Raw genomic sequence first — 20,806 nt, forward strand, 5'->3', positions numbered from 1 at the left:
TTATACTTTTATCATTTAGGGTAATGGAGCCTTTCTGGTTATTTGTTGTATAGCTTTTCTTAGTTTTTTTAGCTGACTTGAATTTAGGGAATCCAGCCTTTTTATCTCTAAAAAAATTCTTGTATGCCGTTTGTAAATTCAACTGAACATTAGCTAAAGCTAGGCTATCTACTTCCTTTAGGTAAGGGTAGTCTTTTTTATACTGGGCAGGTGTTGTTTTCAATGATTCTTTTGTTTCTCTGTAATAATCAATCTTGTCTGATAACATTAAGTTCCATATTTTTCTACAACAACCGAATGTCTTTTGCAATAATTCTTCTTGATTTTTATTGGGGTAGATTCTATACTTGATAGCTTTATTATAGTTCATTATTTACAACACCTCCTAACCTTGCTTTTCTATATATTTTTTTGATGATATTGTCACAAATAGTTATTATGGCTTCCACTTTTCCAACAATTCATTTTATATCCCTCAATAATGATTGTATCAAAAATATCTTGATATAAGAATTCATCCCACAAAGCTAAAGCTTCGGAGATTTCTTGGTACTATTTTTAAATAAGTCTTACTAGTGTTAAAGTTTTTAAGTTCTGGAATTAAATTTTTTAAGTTCAGCTTTTTTAAATTTTTACTAATAAAAAAAGCACTCCCTATTAAGAGAGTACTAATTCGTTTTAATCGTGGTGATAACTTAAATAATAAAAGCCTGAAACAAAGACTGCCCCGCCAATAATATTCCCTAAATATACTGGAATAAAATTATACAAAAAGTCCATCCAAGTAATACTTCCTTCAAAAATAGCTGCCGGAATTACAAAGGCATTTGCTACGCTATGTTGGAAACCAATTGCAACAAAGACCATTACTGGAAACCAAATCCCTAATATCTTACCAGCACTATCTTTAGCTCCATAACATAACCATAAAGCTAAACCAACAAACCAATTACAACCAATGCCTGAAACAACGGCTTGCCAAAAACTAACACTCACTTTATGCTGCGCCACATGAATCACATATTCTTGATACACGCCACTATGCGTTAAGCCTACAAAATGTCCAAAGAAATACGCTACAAAGATTGCTCCAACAATATTCGCTAAAGTAATCACAAACCAATTTTTTACTAAATCAAGTAAACTAACTTTCTTAGCAAAATAAGCGCTACTAACTGCCATCATATTCCCAGTAATTAATTCCCCTCCAGCTAATAAAATAACAACCAAACCAATCGGAAAGACACTTGCTCCTACCAAACTAGCAATACTTGGTAAATCGAGTGCAATCGATGCCCCCACTCGAATATACGCCAAATACCCTAAAGAAATCATCGCCCCTCCAATAAAACCTAATATTAATTTTGCTATCAATGTTTTTTCGATTTTTTTCGTTCCTATTTCAATACTCGTTTCTAAAATTTCACCCGGATTTAACATGTACGAATCTCCTTATTTTTTTAATTTTATCTTTGTTATTTTACTATACTTTAGGCATTTCTTCAAAATAATTTTTCATTTTTAAGATAAAAATAGGACTGATGACAAAATCACCAATCCTTTCTATTATTTCTGACTGCTCCCCTGGGCAAGCCCTTGGGGTTCTGATTATCAAGTGTAGCTTGTAATCGTACATCATTTTCAGACTTTGGAGTTACAAGTGTAAAGCTATTTAATTCAGAACTTTCATTACCAAGCAGTAAGGCGACCACATTAGCGATAAATTTCTGCTTTTCAGCAAGGAAGTACAATCAATCTCCCTTATTATCATATGCATAGCTTATATATTCATTCCATGCTATTATCAAATCAAAGAGAAACGGCTTTCATCCCACACGCATACATGTGGGGTTTCGCCGCAATTTTATAACTCACGACGTCCTTCAATCGCTCTAAATAAAGTCATTTCATCTGCATATTCAATATCACTACCGACTGCTAAACCATGTGCTAGGCGTGTTACTTTGATACCTGATGGTTTGATTAAGCGTGATAAATACATCGCTGTTGCTTCTCCTTCTGCCGTTGCATTAGTGGCAATAATAACTTCTTCAATTTCTGCTTCTTGCAATCTTTTAATTAAAGTCGCAATATTAATATCTTCTGGACCGGTACCCTCCATTGGTGACAATACGCCATGTAAGACATGATACATACCACGAAATTCACGCATACGTTCCATTGACATCACATCACGCGAATCTTCAACCACTAAGACTTTCGTATGGTCTCTTGTAGTATCGCGACAAATCTCACAAGGATCTTCTTGGGTAATATTGCCACAAACCGAACACATGCGTAAATCTCGCTTACAACTAATTAAAGCATTAGCGAAATTCATCACAGCTTCTTCTTCCATATCCATGCTGAAAAAAGCAAGTCTGGCAGCTGTTTTAGCACCAATACCTGGTAACTTCATATAACTGTCAATTAAACGTGCAATTGGTTCAGGATATTGCATTGCTTTCCACTTCCAATCTTATTAAAATCCAGGGATATTTAATCCTTTAGTAAATTGACCCATTGTTGATTCTGTTTTTGCTTCTACTTGTTGTAAAGCATCATTAACAGCCATCATTACTAAATCTTGTAATAATTCTACATCTTCAGGATCAACAGCTTCTTCTTTAATTGCTACATTAGTAATTTCACGTTTTCCATTAACAGTTACTGTTACCATGTCGCTTTGAGATTTCCCTACAAATTCTTCTTCGTGTAATGCATTTTGAGCATCCACCATTTGTTTTTGCATTTTTTGCATTTGTTTCATCATACCTTGCATATTTCCCATTCCACGCATTTAAAGCGCCTCCTTTGTTTGATTATTCTTCTATGATATTAACGACTTCACTACCAAATAATTCTAGCGTATTTAATGCCATTTCATCAACTGGTGATTTTTCTGGTTGAACTAGTTCTTCTTGTATATCTTTTTCATCACCGACTTGACTTTCTGTAGCACTAGTTGCAGATTCTTCAGTTTTGTTTCGTCGTTTCTCCATTATATATTCTTGACGAATAGATTTCCATTGTTCTTTTAAGACACATACATAGCCTCCTGAATATTGGGCGATTCGTTCCATATACTGAATCATATTCGTTTGTAATTCTTGGTTTTGTTCAGCTGTGGCGCATAAGAACTCATATTCAAATGCTAAAACATAGCCATTAGGTCCTGCTGCTACTGGTTCTGAGGCTTTTAATAAAGCACTTTGCGTCACCGGTAAGCTTGCTAGGACGTCTCCCCAAATCTGTCTTAATAAGATTAAATCATCTTTCGTTGCACGATCTAATACTTTATAGATTTGCACCATATTCGGTTTAAAGTCTGCTGGTGCTTTACGGTTGACCACTTTTTTCGTAGCTTGCGCCGAAGCAGTTTGTTGAGCTGTGCCATTCATTCTTTGGGATTGTAATAATTGCTGCACTTGTTGTTGTAAAGCTTCTATTTGGTGTTGTAAAGCAATAGTATCTGCTGTCGATATTACTTGCTTTTCATTGTTTGCTGATGATTGTTGCATTACAGTTGCTTTTGATACTACATTTTGACTACTTAACTTGATGACTAAGACTTCTAAGCAAATAGTCGGTTTAGTCGTCACTCGCATATCTTGTTGTGTCTTATTCAATTCTTCAATAAATTGGTATAAAAACCTAGCATCAACCATTTTAGAAAAATCCACCACCGCTTGGCTACGTTGAACTTCCATCCCTGTTTGCATCACTAATAAGACATCACGACTAAATTCAATAAATTCTTCCACTAAACGATTAGCTTCTTTACCTGACGCTAGTAAATCTTGTAATTGTTTTAAAGCAGCTTGTGTATTATTTTCCATTAAATAAGTGGTAAACTCAATCATCATTTCATCCGTTAGACTTCCTGACACTTGAATCGCTTGTTCAAAACTAACGACCCCATCGCCAAATGAAATAACCTGATCTAATAAACTTAACGCATCACGCATTCCACCATTAGCAAAGCGAGCAATCACCGCTAAAGCTTTTGGATCATACTCGATTTGTTCTTTATCTAAAATATAGGCTAAACGCTTTTCAATCGCATCTAGTGTAATACGCTTAAAATCAAATCGTTGTGTACGTGAAATAATAGTCGCTGGAATCTTATGTGGTTCAGTTGTCGCTAAAATAAAAATAACATTTTTAGGTGGCTCTTCTAATGTTTTTAGTAAAGCATTAAAAGCACCTGTCGATAACATATGAACCTCATCGATAATATAGACTTTATATTCCGCTTCTGTTGGGGCGTAACGTGCTTTATCACGAATATCACGAATTTCTTCCACACCATTATTACTTGCCGCATCAATCTCAATAACATCGCCAAGAGTCCCATTCGTAATTGATTCACAGATTGCACAATGATTACATGGTTCGCCATTTTCTTGGTGCTGGCAGTTAATGGCTTTAGCAATAATTTTAGCTGCACTTGTCTTACCAGTACCACGTGGACCAGTAAATAAATACGCATGACTTAACTTATCTTTCATTAAGGCATTTTGCAGTGTTTTCGTAACAGCTTCTTGTCCGACCATATCTTCAAAAGATTGTGGTCGCCACGTTCTGTATAATGCTTGATAACTCATGATACTCCTCCTATTGATGTTTTATTTTATAATGATTTTTTGACCATTTCTGCTTGGCTTTCGCTAACAAAATGGCTTGGATTTTCTGTTGGTACTATTAATTGTAATTCATGTTTGGCTCTTGTACAACTAGTATACAGCATTAATTGTTCCATTGTTGATTGATAGTTTACTTCACTCACTTGAGTAAGTACTACACGGTCAAATTCTAAGCCCTTCACAATATCAATCGTTGAAACAATCCAACTATTACCAGAGTACTCACTACCATCCTCTAATAAGACCACACCATACTTAGCTAAAGAGGTTGCTAATTGACGAGCTTCCTTCATTGAACGACAAATAATGGCTGTTGTATTCCATTTTTCGCCGTCTGCTTGAATCACTTGTTCAATAATTTGTGGGTCTTCTTGATTTGATTGCCAATAAATAACCTCTTCACCTGTACGAGGGAATACATTACGATCTAAACGCCAATTCATAATGCCATTTGCACAACGCGTAATCTGCGCCGTACAACGGTAACTAATTTCTAATGAGCGATATTCTAATTGACGATCCGGGAAAGCCAATTTACTTAATTCTGGAAATTCACTCTCTAAATAGAAAATAGTCGTTCCTAAATTAAAGCCTTGGTGAGTATCTCCCACAACAGTAAATTTCGCTCTAAAATAATAATTTGATAAGGTAGCCATTAATAATAATGATACATCTTGCACTTCATCAATAAATAAGTGGCTATAACCATCATAACTACGCACAGGAGCAATTCTTGTCGCTAAATATAGTAAGACTCGCACGCCCTCTGCAGTTACAAGATATTGGCCTTCTTCACTCTTTTTAATTGGCAAAGCGCTATTTAATGGACGATTTTTCGCTTGATGCAGTTGTTTTGCTTTAGGCATAATTTGTTGTAAATGCTTTGCAACATTCACAAAAGCAAAATTCTCTATTTGTTCTTCAATGCTTTCAACATCTTTTTTGAAAATCTTACGTCCAATAAATTGATAATAATCTGACTCGCCATTAAATTCTTCCTCACGAGTTAAGACTTCTAATTGACCTGGGGAAATCATTTCATAATAACGTTGCGCACGTTGCGAGACAAAAAATTTATTTAAGCGTCGTTTTAAATTCTTTTGTAAAGCTGTTTGAATCAAGGTTAATTGCTGATGTAAATTTAATGTTGGATTAATTTGTTCGCATAATTTCTGAAAATCACGTTGCGAGAAAATCTTTACTCCACGAATCGTAAGTGGTTGAAAATAAATATCCCCTAATTGACAAGTATCCATATAGTCACCAATTACAGCTAACCAATCTTCATCTAATAAATAAGCATATTTTTGATCATAAGCAATCTTATGATGTCCTGCTACTATAACATGTTGGTCTAAGTGGAATCTTTCAAATAATTCCATTGTCTTTTGCCAGATGGTCTTTTGATATAATTCACTCCCCGTTAAACTAGGAATAACATGTGAAATATATTTTGCAAATAATTGGTTACGTGATAATAATAGCATATCATTCATATGTTGTTTTTTCGCTTGATACATAATATAAGCAATGCGTTGTAATAAAATCGTTGTCTTACCACTTCCTGCACAACCATCAACAATTAACCAATCTTTTTGGCGATGACGAATAATTTCATTTTGTTCCTTTTGAATCGTTGCTGTAATGCCTTCTAAATGTCCTTCTTTATTAGATGAGGCACTTAACGTTTCCATTAAGCGTGATTCTTGATTATCCACATCATAAATTGATTGAATTTCTTTTTTTCTAATAACAATATCTCTTTTTAAATACGCATGCGCTAGTTGTTTTCCATTTGGTGTTTCGTATTCTAATTCACCAAGTGTTCCTTCATAAAACAAGCTAGCAATCGGTGCACGCCAATCATATATTTCTACTTCATCATTTTCACCAAAGAAAGTTGTTGGTCCAATATACATTGACTCCATGCCCTCTTCACCTTCAAAAGAAACATCAATCCTACCAAAATAAGGTGAATTTTGTAACTCTTTTAATTGTTCAATGGTGTGTGTTACAAACTCTTGTCGCTCTTGATCTAAACTATCCTCCGCTAGACGTTGCTCTTCAAAGTCTACACGTTGATTCATATCTTGGATAATCTCTTCAAGATGCAAAGTTTCGTCTTTCCATGCTTGATTTTTCACCAGAGTGCCTCCTAACACATACTATACTACTTGATTTATTCTATAAAAATAGACTGGAACATTTGCCCAGCCTAGTAGTATTTATACAAAAATATATGGCACATAGCGAACGTTACTTATAGCTGCTTCCTTCCGGACCTGACTCGATTCATAAGTTCACTATTGCCACATAGCCTTTCGGCATCTATTATTATATAAAAAATCTGATAAACAATCAAGGGTTTATCAGATATATTTTTATCAAATTTTCTAGAGAGATAAACTTTTGTGCCATTTCTAGTTAGTGTTCTATTATTAGCTACTATCAACTAACGTCTAATTAATTATTATAGCACGAAAGTCAATCATCTATTAACCCCATTTGACAAAGAGCCTAAAAACCCCTCTAAAGCTAGCTGAATATAACTAACTTTAGAGGGATATCAAAATTAGAAAATTTATTTTTTTAATTCCCAAGCTTTAAAATTATGATGTGAGACTTGTTTATCAACGGGTGGTAGTTGCATATAATCGCCATAATCCGCTCTTAGTATTTGATCATAACCGATAGGGATTTTATAATACTTACCACAAAATTCCCAATCAATTGCTTCTTTAAACCATTCTGTTTTAATGGTTGGTTTTTTCATTGATTTATACATTAAGAAATCACAATATTCTCCATCAATTTTTCTTGTTTTGGCTAATTCATCAATTGCTTTGACATAAGAATGAACATCTTTTAAAGAATACGCTGCTAGAGCGCCATATCGCATGATATTTTCTAGTGGTTTTCCTTCTGCTTTAACGCCTTCAAAAGAATAACTACATAATTGAGATTTTTTAATAAGGGTTGACATTTCTTGTTCAAACTCTTTATCTTCAATATGTCCATCAATTGGGAAGATATCAATATATACTCCTAATTTTGAATCCAGTCGAATACCATTTTCTAATAAATAAGTATCTTTATCGATAATTTTCATAAATGGATACATATAAGATGGATCATTATGATATGATTTTAAGCCGAATTTTTCATTATCGTGTTCTAATAAATAGGATTGTAATTTTTCATACTGATCTCTAAATAACCAAATATCAATATCATCATCCCATGGGATGAAGCCTTTGTGTCTCACTGCTCCAATTAATGTTCCATATGATAAGAAATATTGAATTCCTTCTTTTTCACATATTTCATGAATATAATCTAAAATAGCTAATTCCATTCTTTGCAATTCTTCAATATCCGTTATTTCACACATTTGGCATTGCGGACTATTTTTATACTCATTACATAATGAAACCCCATAAACAACTACCATCCAAAATAGAATGTTAATAAAGTTTGTTGAGTAAAAAATAATACTTTCAAATAGTTGGCCCGTTAGAATACCAAAGAATAAAATCATATATAAAGACTTCTCTTTTTCGACATTTATCCATAAGAATTTTAAAAACTCTACGGATACATAAACAATCGTAATGGTAAAGGCCACCAAGCCTAACGCTCCACTTGCTACAAATAATGTTAAGAAAATATTATGAAAGTTACCACCGATTAATGAATTTTCAATCGTATATTTATTAAAGAAGTCATTATAATGGCTTTGTAAGTTTCTAGTTCCATATCCAAAAACTGGTTTTTCTAAGCCCATTACTAAACCATTTTCCCAAATATACATACGACCGCTCGAAGTTGATTCAGATATACGAACTGTTAATTCCTCTTTTTTAGATGATTCTTTTTTTTCGGTGAAATTTAATTTACTATCTGTGTAATCAATTGTAATAGTTTCACTCGTTCCTAATTGTAAATAACTAGATACGATGCTATTGATTCCTACCATTGCAACTACAAATACACCTGTTAATAAAACAATTCTTTTTATTTTTTTGATAATTGATAAATCTTTATGGATAAACACCACATATAAAGCAATCATCACAACACTACTAATCATCGCTCCACGGCTTTGTTGGAAGGCAATATTGATGATTTGACAGATGATATTATATTTAATGAATTTTGCGTATTTCATTTGTTTAAAAATTAATACTAATCCCAGCAAAATACTAGCATAAGCCAAAATAGATGTACTATTTGGATTAACGAATCCCCATATTCTACCATCAACCAAACCAAAATATACTGTACTACTAAGTCCAGAAGGTTGCCAATAAATCGTTAATCTAAATATAACCATCACTAATGTAAATACAAATAATAAAAAGGATGCTACTTGTGTACAATAGGCAGTAAACATCATTATTTTATCGATTGTCTTTTTATTAAGCGGTACTAATAACCACATATATGAGCACATAAAAATAATTTCAATAATATTTCCAGTAAAATTATATTGATAATTAACAATTGCTGTTATCAGTTGCGATGCAATAATTCCCATCGTCACAATTAAATACCTGCGATAACCATCACTTTTTTTTAAATTCATAAAAACGGCAAGCATTACTATTACAAATACCGCTGCTGTTGCTAATTTATAAAATATGCCTAATGTGCTATAAAGAATTTTACTCATACTAAAAATTGACAGTATAATAAATAGGCATTTTATATAAAATTCCATTTGAAAAATTAACTCTTTTGCTTTTGTCATCATTCCGCTCCTTTTTTGCGTTTAACAATTTTTTGATATAATTTCCGATTAAACAATAATATTGTTAACGCTATTTTTCTATTGTTAGTAAATAGCGGATCTTTTAAAATTTGCCAATATGATGATTTGATTTTTCTTTCTAAGCTTATACATTTTTGTTCATTGATATCTCCAAAAGCAACCAACTTATCATATACTTCTAAATCAGCCCAATTTTTTCTATTTACTAATTCTTTATTCAATGCCGGATAGTGGCTTATCACTTGTTGATAAATATATTCATACGCTTTAATCGTGTCAAAGACATAACTTAAATCAACACTCTTCGTAGCACTGCCTTCTCTTTGAAAATAAGCATATAACACTTGATTTACGAAGATGGTGTTAATATCTTCCTTTAGATATAATTGTGTTAAAAACATTGCATCTTCTGCTAATTTTAACGATACATCAAATTCTAAATCTGCTAGTATCTCCTTACGTATTAACTTAGCAACCGGAAACATTGAGACCTTTTCCGTTCGGAGCATCTCTTTTAAGGTTTGTTCATTATCCCAAATTTCTATAGTTCTATTTTCTTCCTCTTGAAAAGAAAACACTTGCTGATGCGTTCCTTCTAATCGAGCGATGGCTACATCAGCATTGTATTCTTGACTATATGTAAATAATAATTCAATCATATCATTTTTTATATAATCATCTGCATCAATAAATAACACATATTCCCCAGTAGCATGCCTTAAGCCTATATTTCTAGCATTTGAAGCTCCACCATTTTCAATATGGATAATATTTATACGTTGATCACGCTTGCGGTATTGTTCCGCAATCTCCCCCGTTAAGTCACTAGAGCCATCATTAACTAAGACAATCTCTAAATTAGTGTATGTTTGCTTTAGTAATGAATCCAAGCAATGAGCTATATATGGTTCAACATTATACATTGGAATAATGACACTAATTTTTTTCTCCATAATACTCTCCTTGATACATCTTATAACCATGATCCAAATCTAATAACACGGCATCATGGTGAGCGACTTGTTTATCAACTGGGGGTGGTGTCATATAATCTCCAAATGCCGTCTTCAAGTAGCTATCATAGCCAACTGGTAAAGGCATCTCTGTTCCTTCAAATGGCATAAAGACACTTGACTCAAAAGCTTCAATTGGATATTTCTTTTTCATATAATAAGGTCCAGAACATAATTCTGTAATCCCATCACTTTCTTCTCTAGTATATTTCGTCATTTCTTTTTCGGCTTTTTTCCAAATCTTATAACGAGCTTTTTTACAAGAAAATATACCCAGTAATGTCTTACTACCCCATTTCATCATACCCCCATGCTTTTCGGGAATAGTCTGCGCACAAAATAGCGAATAAATTAATGCCCAAGTTTTTTGCTTTTTACGCGCTTTTTCATTTTTTGGATAATAATCAATTGGAATAATATCCAAAGCTAATCCATGAGGCATATCTAAATCTTGTTGGTAGGGCTTAATGCAAGTTGTCTCTTTGTCACGAATGGTAATAAACAAATTACGATCAACATAATCCTTATCGCTCTTTGATAAAAAGTAACGACTATCAGCTTCTTTAGGCCAAAGTTTTGCCAACTTCTCATAATCTTTTCTTGGCATAAAGAAATCTAAATCGTCATCCCAAGGAATAAATCCACCGTGACGTAAAGTACCAATCGCACCTCCCCCACATAAGTAGCATAATAAATTGTACTGTTTACAAAATGTTACAAAATATTCTGCCATTTCTAAACTTTTCTCTTGAATTGGTTCCATCATTGTCATCCTATCTCTTAAATATTCCATTTTGCCGCTGTTTTAAACGGGGTTAAGGTATCTTCTTCAAAGAATCGATAAATATCTTTTACATCTTCTATCGGTTCTGCTTCATGAACAATCATTTGCAGACGTCCATGAATAGAAGGGCGAGCCATCAATTCAGTTGCTCTTTCAAAATCTTCACGACCTGATCTTGAGCTACCAACCCAAGTTAAGCCTTTTTCTAAAATATCACGTGTGTTTAATGGGACTTCTAATTCACTAACACCCATCATAATGACTGTCCCTTGTGGTTTAATGTATTTAATGATATCACGATAGGCATCTCCTGTCGCTTCACCACCCACACATTCAAAAGCATGATCAAAAGTAAATCCTTCTGGTAATTCGCCAACATCATATAATTCATCCACAAATGAGAATAAACGCAATTTCTCAGAATGTTTACCTACAACAATAATGGTCGACTCTGGATATAATTCTTTTAGTAAAGTTGCAACTACATATCCTAAACTACCTGACCCCCAAACAACAATACGTTCCTTAACGCTTGAAGATACTTTTTCAAAACGATTAATCGCATGACATCCAACTGATACAAATTCAGAAATAGCTGCCACATGACTTGGAACATTATCATATTTTACAACACGATCAATTGGGATCGTCACAAACTCACGCATAAAGCCATCAAAGCCACTTGATAAAAAGTGTGTTCCCGGTACATAGTTTTCATAAAATTCACCATCAAATTCAAATCCTTTTGGCGGTTGGTTAGGAATCATGACCACTTTATCACCTGCTTTATAGGTACCTGTTTCATCGTGAACAACCACCCCACAACATTCATGGATTAAAGCCATTGGTAATTTCTTTTGTAAAATCTTTTGTGCACGTTTACCTTGATAGTAACGTTGGTCAGCATGGCATAAAGCAATATAATCAGGACGTACTACTACTTGTCCTGATTGTTCTAATGAAACATCTTCATATTTTACTGAAAACGAAAACGGTCTAACTAATTGGTAAACTCTATTTATCATTGTCAATCTCTCCTAACATCGCTTTGGCAATTTTTAAATCAGTCACTGTTGTAATTTTAATATTTGAATATTCACCCTTCACTAAACCTACAGCACGCTCATTTAATACAAATACCTTACAAGCATCTGTTAAGATTTTTTGCATATCACTTGTTAGTGAGTAGAATAAATCTTCAAAAGCTGCAATTTTAAAGGTTTGCGGTGTTTGACCTTGGAACATATTAGCCCGATTTGGAATTGACGTAATTGTCTTACCATCAGTTGACTCAACAATCGTATCATTAGCCATCACGACTGTATCACAAACATCATATTCTTTCATAGCTTCGATATTATCCATAATCATACGATATGATACAAACGGACGAACCGCATCATGTGTAATTAACATATCATCTGCTGCCAGCTCTTTTGTTGTTTTGATATCTTTAATAATATTTAAAATACTATCATTACGATCTTTACCACCTGATACAACAGCAATACGCTCAATATGTGCTGGTAAATGTTTTTTGACTAAATCATTAAAGTAAGTAATCCAACTTGGGTGAACCGCCACATAAACTACATCGATTGATGGTACAAATAAAAACTTCTCAACAGTGTGAATAATAATTGGTTTTTCACCTAACATTAAAAATTGTTTTGGCATATCTTGAATACCCATACGTGTTCCTGTACCACCTGCTAAAATTCCTGCAAAAATCATTTTATGTTAATCTCCTTTTTCTTTATTCTATTTTTAATCTACTAAATACATACTCATATCTTCACGTTGCTGTAGTAATGGGTATGTTTGTACTGTTGGTTTACCCATTAATGTACGAATTGAATTTGCTTTTTCTAATAATTCACGATCATCGGCATATGAATAATAAATGTTTTCCCCCATATTATTTGTTAAGCTAAAGCCATGTTCTGTAATAAAGATTTGTGTTAAATTATCAAAAGCTGGCGCATATGAATTTTTAAGCGTTAAGGCTTGTTTAATTGGTACATCGGTTCTAACATTTTTACTCATTGCTTGCATAATCTCTTCATATTTTGTAACGGCATTAATGCTCATTAATTTTTCAGCCAAAGCTTCAATAACAATTCTTTGACGTTTTTGACGACCATAGTCACCTTCAGGATCATCATAACGCATACGAGCAAAACGCAAAGCACTTTCTCCGTCTAATAATTCTGTCTTACCTTCTTCAAAATGGCGTCCTTCATAAGTGAATGTTAAAGGACTAGTCACTTCAATCCCCCCTACTGCATTCACAAAGTCCATTAAGCCTTCCATATTAATTTCTACATAGAAATCAATTTCCGTATCTAATAATTTTTCTACTGAATCTGCAGCCATTTTCACTTGACCAAATGCATACGCGTGATTAATTTTATCATAGTAATTTTTTCCCACAATCTCAGTATATGTATCACGTGGAATACTTAATAATTGTGATTTTTTCGCTGAAGGATTCAATGTTAATAATAACATCGTATCTGAACGGCCATTATCCACTCCACGACCATATGCGCCATTATCGATACCTAATAATAAAATATTAATTGGTTTAGCATTTTTAATAATCTGATTTGCTTCTTCGTTGGTACGATTACCAACATCACTAGTAATAATATCTGCAGTATTGTTTAGCGTTTGAATTTTTGTTAAAACATACGCACTTGAAATTACAACAAAAAATAGAGCTAGACTTACAACCATCATCAACACTTTTTTACGTTTCTTTTGTTTTCTTCTTGTTTTTCTTGAGTATTCTGTATTTCTCATTCTAATATCCTCTCCACAATCTGATTATTGATCACCTTACCATTCCACAACTTGATTCCTATCATGTGATAGGGGGTTAGTCATTACTTTTTTAAACATCACTTGACGAAACTGTTTGTGATGCGTCAACGGATGGTATTTGACTTTCTTCGCTTATTGAGGAATCCTCTGATACTTCACTTGAAGGAGTTTGCGCTTCTTCACTTGATGAAGATTCACTCGGTGTTGGCTCTTTACTTTCTGATTCAACTGGTTTTTCCGGTATCACTGGCTTTTCAGATGAACTTTCTGACTCAGCTGGTGCTTCTGGTATGACTGGCTCTTCAGATGAACTTTCTGACTCCACTGGTCTTTCTGGAGTAACCGGCACTTGTGGTCTAGTTGGTACTTGTGGTCTAATTGGCACTTCTTGTCTAACTGGCGCTTGTACCTCAACTGGTTCCTCTGATTCAACAAATGGTGTTTGTGGCACATCACTTGAGCTTGGCATTGGCGCTGTTTGTACTTCTTTTGTTTCAATATGTTTCAAAGAAGTAATTTTATCTAAACCAAGTGTTTCTCTTAAATGATTTGAGACACGCAAACGTTCTTCATCAGTAACAGCATAATAATAAATACCATCAATCATCACACCTTCTCCATGAATTTCTTCACGTTCAAAATTGGTTAAAGCTGTATTATTATTCATTTTAATATCAAGTAAGGTATCAATCGTTAAATTCGTACGAACAGATTTTTCTAATGTTTTTAGGATATCTTCATATTTTGTAATGCTACCAATTGATAATAATTTTTCAACCATTTTTTGGATAACATATTGTTGGCGTTTTTGACGACCAAAGTCACCTTCCGGATCATCATAACGCATACGGGCATAACGTAAAGCAGCTTCACCATCAACATGGCGTGGTTGATCTTTTACAAATGATTCACCTTCATAAGTAAAGCTTAATGCTGGAATGATATCTAATCCTCCAATAGCATTAATCATTCCCATTAAACCACCCATATTAACCGTTACATAATAATCAATTGGAATCTGCAACATATTTTGCACACTATTAATGGACATTTCTTCTTCACCAAAAGCAAAAGCATGATTGATCTTATCATTGATGCCGTATCCAACAATTTCAGTGTACGAGTCTCTTGGAATACTTACAATTGTTGTCTTGCCTAATTTTTCATTGACGGTAACAACTAACATGGAATCTGAACGCCCCGCTTCAATCCCACGACCATATGCTCCATTATCAATTCCTAATAATAAGACCGAAAAACTATCAGTCGGTTTTAGTTCTTTTTCTCGCATTTGAACGGTATCTACTTTTTTATGAACTGTTTTTTCCGCAGTTGTAATTCTATGTGAAAAATAGATTCCAACTGTAAATAGAATTAATAATACCACCGTCATTACGATAATTATGGTTTTTTTAGTCTTCATATTTTTACGGTTTTTAATTCTACTTTCCACTATTCTATCAATATTGGCCATTTATTTCCCTCGCTAACTTTTTTACTATAATACTGTATCAATTCATTATATCATAAAATCGATTTGCTCATGAAATATTTAATGTTTTTTAACAAAAAAGACACTATTGAAACATCCATTCCATTAGCATCTTTTTACAAATTTTATTATTTTACATTTGATATGTTTCTTTCCATTTTATTCCTTTTATTAAGCCCACAATGGTTCCAAGCCCGTAGCTAACGTGGACTCCTAACAATAAGAATGGGATTAAAATGACTGTCCAATTTTTAGGATCTGCTTTAATCCCTAAAGCTAACATCATGATCAATAATAGTCCATAAGCACCTGATAATAAAGCTAAAGGCACAGCAGTTAGTGGTAGACATAACAAGGATACTATTATCGCTAAAACAAATACTAATGGTACATAATGGTATAATGATAAACATTTTGGTTTTACATAAGTTGTCAACCCAATCCAATAGCCATTACCATATTTTTGCTTCATCATTTTTTTAACAGTTGGGCGCATATATTGATATGATAAAATCTTAGGTGAATACTTAATTTTAAAACCATTTTCACGAATACGCCAATGAAATTCATTATCTTCGGTACGTACTAATTGCTCATCAAACACACCGCATTTATCAATGACATCTTTATGATACATCCCTTGGAATACGCCTGATACATAGCATTCTTGATCACTTTTACGATAACTTGCAATACTACTACCAAACATGGCTTCCTCTACAAAATGTAAAGTACGTGCCATGTTCGTATCTTCTTCGATAATCGTCGGACGTTTCCCTCCACAAACTTTTTCGCCTGCTGATAATTGTTTAGCATTTTGTTCAATAAAATCATCTGTCACTAATGAATGAGCATCAATTTTTAAATATGCATCTCCAGTAGCTTTTTCAATAGCTAAATTTAATCCTGTAGATAATGTCTTTTTAGGATTGTCCCAGACTTGAATATTATAAAATTCAGCTTGGTGCTTCATTTTGAATTCTTCTAACATTTCTTTAGTATGATCTGTTGACATACCATTAACTAATACTACTTCAATTTGTTTATGTGGGTATGTTTGATTACATAAAGCTTTAAATACTCTCGGTAAATACTTTTCTTCATTATAAGCACTAATAATCACTGAAACTAACATATTATTTTCCTTTCATAAAATAACAAACTACTAGAATAATCCAAAAAATTATCTTAGTAGTTTATTATCTTTGTTATTATTTATTTTTGTTTTTTCTTATTGGCGATATCGATTAATTCATCGTGTAATTGTTGATCTGAATATTCCTCAAAATGGTCAATAAAGTTATAAACTTGATCAATTTTAGAATTATCAGCAATCCCAATATGAATTTTAGGGAAAATTTGTTTTGGATGTACTTCCCCTTCATTTAATAATTCTTCATACATTTTTTCACCTGGACGTAAGCCTGTATATTTGATTTCGATATCATCTTCATTATAACCTGATAAACGAATTAAGTTCTTAGCTAAATCAACAATTTTGACTGGTTTACCCATGTCTAATACGAAGATTTCTCCACCACGAGCTAAAGCGCCCGCTTGAATAACTAATTGTGCTGCTTCTGGGATGGTCATAAAGTAACGAACGATATCTGGGTGAGTGACTGTTACTGGTCCACCTTGTTCAATTTGTTTTTTGAATAGTGGAATAACTGAACCACGTGATCCTAGTACATTACCAAAACGAACAGCAACAAATTTAGTATCTTGACTTTTCGCCCCCATATCTTGAACAATCATTTCGCATAAACGTTTTGTTGCTCCCATAATATTCGGTGGGTTAACAGCTTTATCTGTTGAAATCATTACAAAGGCTTTTACTTTAGCTGCACTGGCCGCCTCTGCAACATTACGGGTTCCCAAGATATTATTTTTAACTGCTTCACGAGGATTTCCTTCCATTAATGGCACGTGTTTATGTGCAGCAGCATGATACACAACATCTGGACGATATTTTTCCATAATCTCAAAAATACGGTCACGATCTTGAACATCAGCAATCACTGGTGTAATTTTAAAATGTTGTGAATATTTTTCTAATAATTCATTATTCAATAGATAAATACTATTTTCACCATGTCCTAAAATAATTAACTCAGTAGGACGAACAGTAGCAATTTGGCGACAAATTTCAGAACCGATTGATCCACCAGCACCTGTCACTAAGACACGTTTGCCACGCAATTGCTTTTCGATAACAGTACGGTCCAATTCAATTGGTTCACGCCCTAATAAATCTTCAATATCGACATGACGTAATTGTTGCACATGTAATTTACCAGTCATTACATCATCGATATTTGGTAAAATAACACACTCTGCTCCCGTTGCACGAGCAATATCGTAAATGGCATTTAATTTTTTTACTGGTAAAGATGGCATAGCGATAACAACTTTACTAATTCCCATTCTTTCAACGACACGTTCAATATCTTGGGTAGTCCCCATAATGCGAACACCATAGATATCTTTATGTTGTTTTTCGGGATCATCATCAACAAAAGCAATTGGTACCATCTTCATTTTTGGGTGCAATAACATTTGACGAACTAATAAAGTCCCAGCAGCCCCAGCACCAACAATTAAAGTTGGTTTAGCATTTTCATAGGCAATATTATCAACAAAATAGTTTCTTAAAATACGCATTGATAAGCGAACGCCACCAATCGCACTCACTAAAACTAAGAATAATACTACTACAAATTGCCAACTAACAATCGCATCAAAGAAAAAGATTCCAATAGTTGTGGAAACTACAACGGTTGCTAAAACGCATTTTACAACGGTTAAAACTTCATACACACTAGCATATTCCCATTCACGCCAATATAAATTAAAGAAATAGGCAAAAAAGTAATAAACCACTAGTGATAATAGGGCTGTACTAGTTAATTCATGAATATTATTAACCAAGCCTTCCGACACTAAGCGGAAACTTAAGAAGACTGATAGTAATACAATCCCTGAATCTAGTACGAATAGTAATAGTGTTTTTAAACGGTTATTCATATTTAATTCCTCGATTCATTGATCTACCAAACGATAAATCATTTATTTTTTAACGTGACATAACGTCTGAAATTACTTGTTTATAAGTTGCAATAATTCTTTCAACATCATCATCAGATAATAATGTGTGCAATGGTAAAGTAACCTCATTTTGATAATAATGATAAGCGTTTGGATAATCTTTTATCTCAAATCCCATATGATGATAAGCGGTTAATAATGGTAATGGTTTATAATGAACATTACATGCAATACCTGCTTCGGCCATTTTTTCAATAATTTCAGCACGTTGCTCTAAACTTGCTCCTTCAATATGTGTAATTAATAAATGTCTTGATGATTGATAATCACTTGCTTCATGACTTAATATACGAACTGGTACATCTTGTAATCCTTCTACTACACGACGAACGATTTGACGACGACGCGCTAATAAATCTGGATAACGTTCTAATTGTACTAAACCAATTGCTGCCATAATATCTGTCATATTACATTTATAACCTGGAATAATAATATCGTATTCCCAAGAGCCCGGCTTCATCTTAGCTAAAGCATCTTTTGTTTGACCATGTAATGAAAAGATTTGGAATTGTTTATAAATCTCATCATCTGATACTCCTGGTATAGTATCCCAAGCAATACAGCCACCCTCTGCAGTTGTTAAGTTTTTAACGGCATGAAATGAATAAGAAGCAAAATCTGCAATTTTAGCAGTTGATTGACCATTTTTAACTGTTCCCATCGCATGCGCTGAATCACTAATAACCACTATACGATTAAAAGCTTTTTGTAAATCAGTTGACGCTTTGAATAAATCCTTTTTAGCTTCTACAGCTGCATAGATTGTTTCATAGTCACATGGTACCCCAGCAATTTCAACTGGAATAATGACTTTTGTTTTTTCAGTAATGGCTTCTTGTAATTTGGTATAATCCATTTCAAAATGATTTTTTTGAATATCCACTAATACCGGTGTAGCACCAACATGTTCAATCACACTACATGATGCTGTATAAGTATAAGCCGGAACGATAACTTCATCACCAGGTCCTACGCCTAAAACACGTAAACCTAACTCTAAGGCTGCTGTTGCTGAATTTAAGCAGACAACACGACTCACATCTAAATATTCTGCTAATTGACGTTCAAATTCTTTTGTTTTAGGTCCAGTTGTAATCCACCCAGAGCGTAATGCTTCTGATACTGCTTCAATTTCTTTTTCAGTAATATCTGGTGGTGAAAATGGAATTTTATTCATAATAACTTCCTCCAATAATTTATACTTTATTTAATGACTGCTACGACGGTTTTTACCATTAATTTGATATCATACCATAAGCTTAACTCTTCTAAATAAGCTAAATTGTACTCCATTTTTTTTGGTAAAATAAAACTTACATAAGCTTCATCGGCAGTATAGCCCTCTTCTATATAGTGGCTAATCTCTTGTGCTTCATCTTTATACATAATGCTTGCTAAAGAAGTTACTCCAGCTGGTAATAATAAAGTCGCTACCATCTCATCTGTATAAGATTCTACATATTTACGGACTTCTGGTCTAGTACCAACAAAACTCATATCCCCTAAAAAGATATTAATCAATTGTGGGATTTCATCTAAGCGACAATCACGTAAAATGCTTCCCACATGACTAATTCTAGGGTCATTATCTTCTGTTACTAAGCTTCCAAGCTTATCCGCATTTTGTACCATTGTTCTAAACTTAAAGATTCTAAATAGCTTGCCATTTGTCGTGACTCGTTCCTGTCGATAAAACACCGGGCCCGGGCTGTCTATTTTAATCCAAATTGCTAAAACAATTAGTAATGGCAATAATATCACTAATAAAATACTTGATACGATTATATCAAAAATTCGTTTTAATATTAATTGCCCTCGTTTTCTTTTTAAAACTTGCTGGTATTTTTGGACAGTTTGTGTCTTAAACCTATCCGCTATCCATTCTGTCTCTGTCATTTCTAACCCTTTCCAATGGTTGTTCTAGTTTATGATGTAAGATATCAAAGCATATTATACCACACTTTTTAAAAAATGAACGATTATTTTTGATTAGAATCCTATTAATAATTCTACTCTCGTGAACTACACACTAAGCTAAAGCTTAGGTGCTTCTTGTTTCGTCCTCTCCTGCGTTTCCTAATCTAATTGATTATTCCTCCGTCTTACAAAAAGTCCACAAGCGTATAAGTTTGGGTAGTTCCTACCCTACTATACTCTATTTTT

At 33.5% G+C, this 20,806-nt stretch carries 17 protein-coding genes and 1 other RNA gene; all 18 read right to left on the reverse strand.

The genetic code is table 11. From position 1 onward, the window contains the following. Positions 1 to 370: helix-turn-helix domain-containing protein (locus tag BMX09_RS07975; RefSeq protein WP_177159583.1), on the reverse strand; the 370-nt coding region annotated here is incomplete at its 3' end. Positions 371 to 678: 308 nt separating this feature from the next. Continuing rightward, the gene (locus BMX09_RS07980) at positions 679 to 1,440 is read right to left on the reverse strand and encodes a formate/nitrite transporter family protein (RefSeq protein WP_089747506.1); all 762 of its coding nucleotides are present in this window, start codon (positions 1,438 to 1,440) and stop codon (positions 679 to 681) included. 424 nt (positions 1,441 to 1,864) lie between these two features. Next, a complete protein-coding gene (recR, locus tag BMX09_RS07990; RefSeq protein ID WP_089747511.1) occupies positions 1,865 to 2,461 on the reverse strand; it encodes a recombination mediator RecR in 597 nt (198 codons plus the stop codon). 21 nt (positions 2,462 to 2,482) lie between these two features. Beyond that, positions 2,483 to 2,800, reverse strand: a complete 318-nt coding sequence (locus BMX09_RS07995; RefSeq protein WP_089747512.1) for a YbaB/EbfC family nucleoid-associated protein — start codon at positions 2,798 to 2,800, stop codon at positions 2,483 to 2,485. A 22-nt stretch (positions 2,801 to 2,822) separates the two neighbouring features. Further along, positions 2,823 to 4,607 carry a DNA polymerase III subunit gamma/tau gene (gene dnaX, locus BMX09_RS08000; protein ID WP_089747513.1) on the reverse strand — a complete coding sequence of 595 codons (1,785 nt, stop codon included), beginning with the start codon at positions 4,605 to 4,607 and terminating at the stop codon, positions 2,823 to 2,825. A 26-nt stretch (positions 4,608 to 4,633) separates the two neighbouring features. Then, a complete protein-coding gene (locus tag BMX09_RS08005; protein WP_089747515.1) occupies positions 4,634 to 6,790 on the reverse strand; it encodes a HelD family protein in 2,157 nt (718 codons plus the stop codon). A gap of 87 nt (positions 6,791 to 6,877) precedes the next feature. Further along, positions 6,878 to 6,964: signal recognition particle sRNA small type (gene ffs / locus BMX09_RS08010), an RNA gene on the reverse strand. A 263-nt stretch (positions 6,965 to 7,227) separates the two neighbouring features. After that, the gene (locus BMX09_RS08015; RefSeq protein WP_177159584.1) at positions 7,228 to 9,318 is read right to left on the reverse strand and encodes a LicD family protein; all 2,091 of its coding nucleotides are present in this window, start codon (positions 9,316 to 9,318) and stop codon (positions 7,228 to 7,230) included. Between the two features lie 77 nt (positions 9,319 to 9,395). Further along, the gene (locus BMX09_RS08020) at positions 9,396 to 10,370 is read right to left on the reverse strand and encodes a glycosyltransferase family 2 protein (RefSeq protein WP_177159585.1); all 975 of its coding nucleotides are present in this window, start codon (positions 10,368 to 10,370) and stop codon (positions 9,396 to 9,398) included. Next, entirely contained in the window at positions 10,354 to 11,202 is an 849-nt protein-coding gene (locus BMX09_RS08025) for a LicD family protein (RefSeq protein WP_089747536.1), read from the reverse strand. The genes BMX09_RS08020 and BMX09_RS08025 overlap by 17 nt, the downstream gene beginning before the upstream one ends. Before the next feature lie 8 nt (positions 11,203 to 11,210). Next, positions 11,211 to 12,239, reverse strand: a complete 1,029-nt coding sequence (locus BMX09_RS08030; RefSeq protein ID WP_089747522.1) for an alcohol dehydrogenase catalytic domain-containing protein — start codon at positions 12,237 to 12,239, stop codon at positions 11,211 to 11,213. Continuing rightward, positions 12,229 to 12,948 (reverse strand): IspD/TarI family cytidylyltransferase, encoded by a 720-nt coding sequence (locus BMX09_RS08035; protein ID WP_089747523.1) that lies wholly within the window; start codon positions 12,946 to 12,948, stop codon positions 12,229 to 12,231. Before BMX09_RS08035 ends, BMX09_RS08030 begins: the two co-directional genes overlap by 11 nt. 33 nt (positions 12,949 to 12,981) lie before the next feature. Beyond that, complete coding sequence (locus BMX09_RS08040; RefSeq protein ID WP_089747525.1) at positions 12,982 to 14,019, reverse strand: LCP family glycopolymer transferase; 1,038 nt, start codon at positions 14,017 to 14,019, stop codon at positions 12,982 to 12,984. Positions 14,020 to 14,110: 91 nt separating this feature from the next. Continuing rightward, positions 14,111 to 15,514, reverse strand: coding sequence for an LCP family glycopolymer transferase (locus BMX09_RS08045; protein WP_089747526.1), 1,404 nt, complete (start codon positions 15,512 to 15,514; stop codon positions 14,111 to 14,113). 151 nt (positions 15,515 to 15,665) lie between these two features. Continuing rightward, positions 15,666 to 16,667, reverse strand: a complete 1,002-nt coding sequence (locus BMX09_RS08050; protein WP_089747528.1) for a glycosyltransferase family 2 protein — start codon at positions 16,665 to 16,667, stop codon at positions 15,666 to 15,668. An 80-nt stretch (positions 16,668 to 16,747) separates the two neighbouring features. Beyond that, positions 16,748 to 18,559, reverse strand: a complete 1,812-nt coding sequence (locus BMX09_RS08055) for a polysaccharide biosynthesis protein (protein ID WP_089747530.1) — start codon at positions 18,557 to 18,559, stop codon at positions 16,748 to 16,750. Positions 18,560 to 18,608: 49 nt separating this feature from the next. Then, entirely contained in the window at positions 18,609 to 19,820 is a 1,212-nt protein-coding gene (locus BMX09_RS08060) for a DegT/DnrJ/EryC1/StrS family aminotransferase (protein ID WP_089747532.1), read from the reverse strand. A gap of 26 nt (positions 19,821 to 19,846) precedes the next feature. Next, positions 19,847 to 20,539, reverse strand: coding sequence for a sugar transferase (locus BMX09_RS08065; protein WP_089747534.1), 693 nt, complete (start codon positions 20,537 to 20,539; stop codon positions 19,847 to 19,849). Positions 20,540 to 20,806: the final 267 nt, after the last annotated feature.

Origin of the sequence: Granulicatella balaenopterae (assembly GCF_900111135.1) — a bacterium.
Classification (GTDB): Bacteria; Bacillota; Bacilli; order Lactobacillales; family Aerococcaceae; genus Granulicatella; species Granulicatella balaenopterae.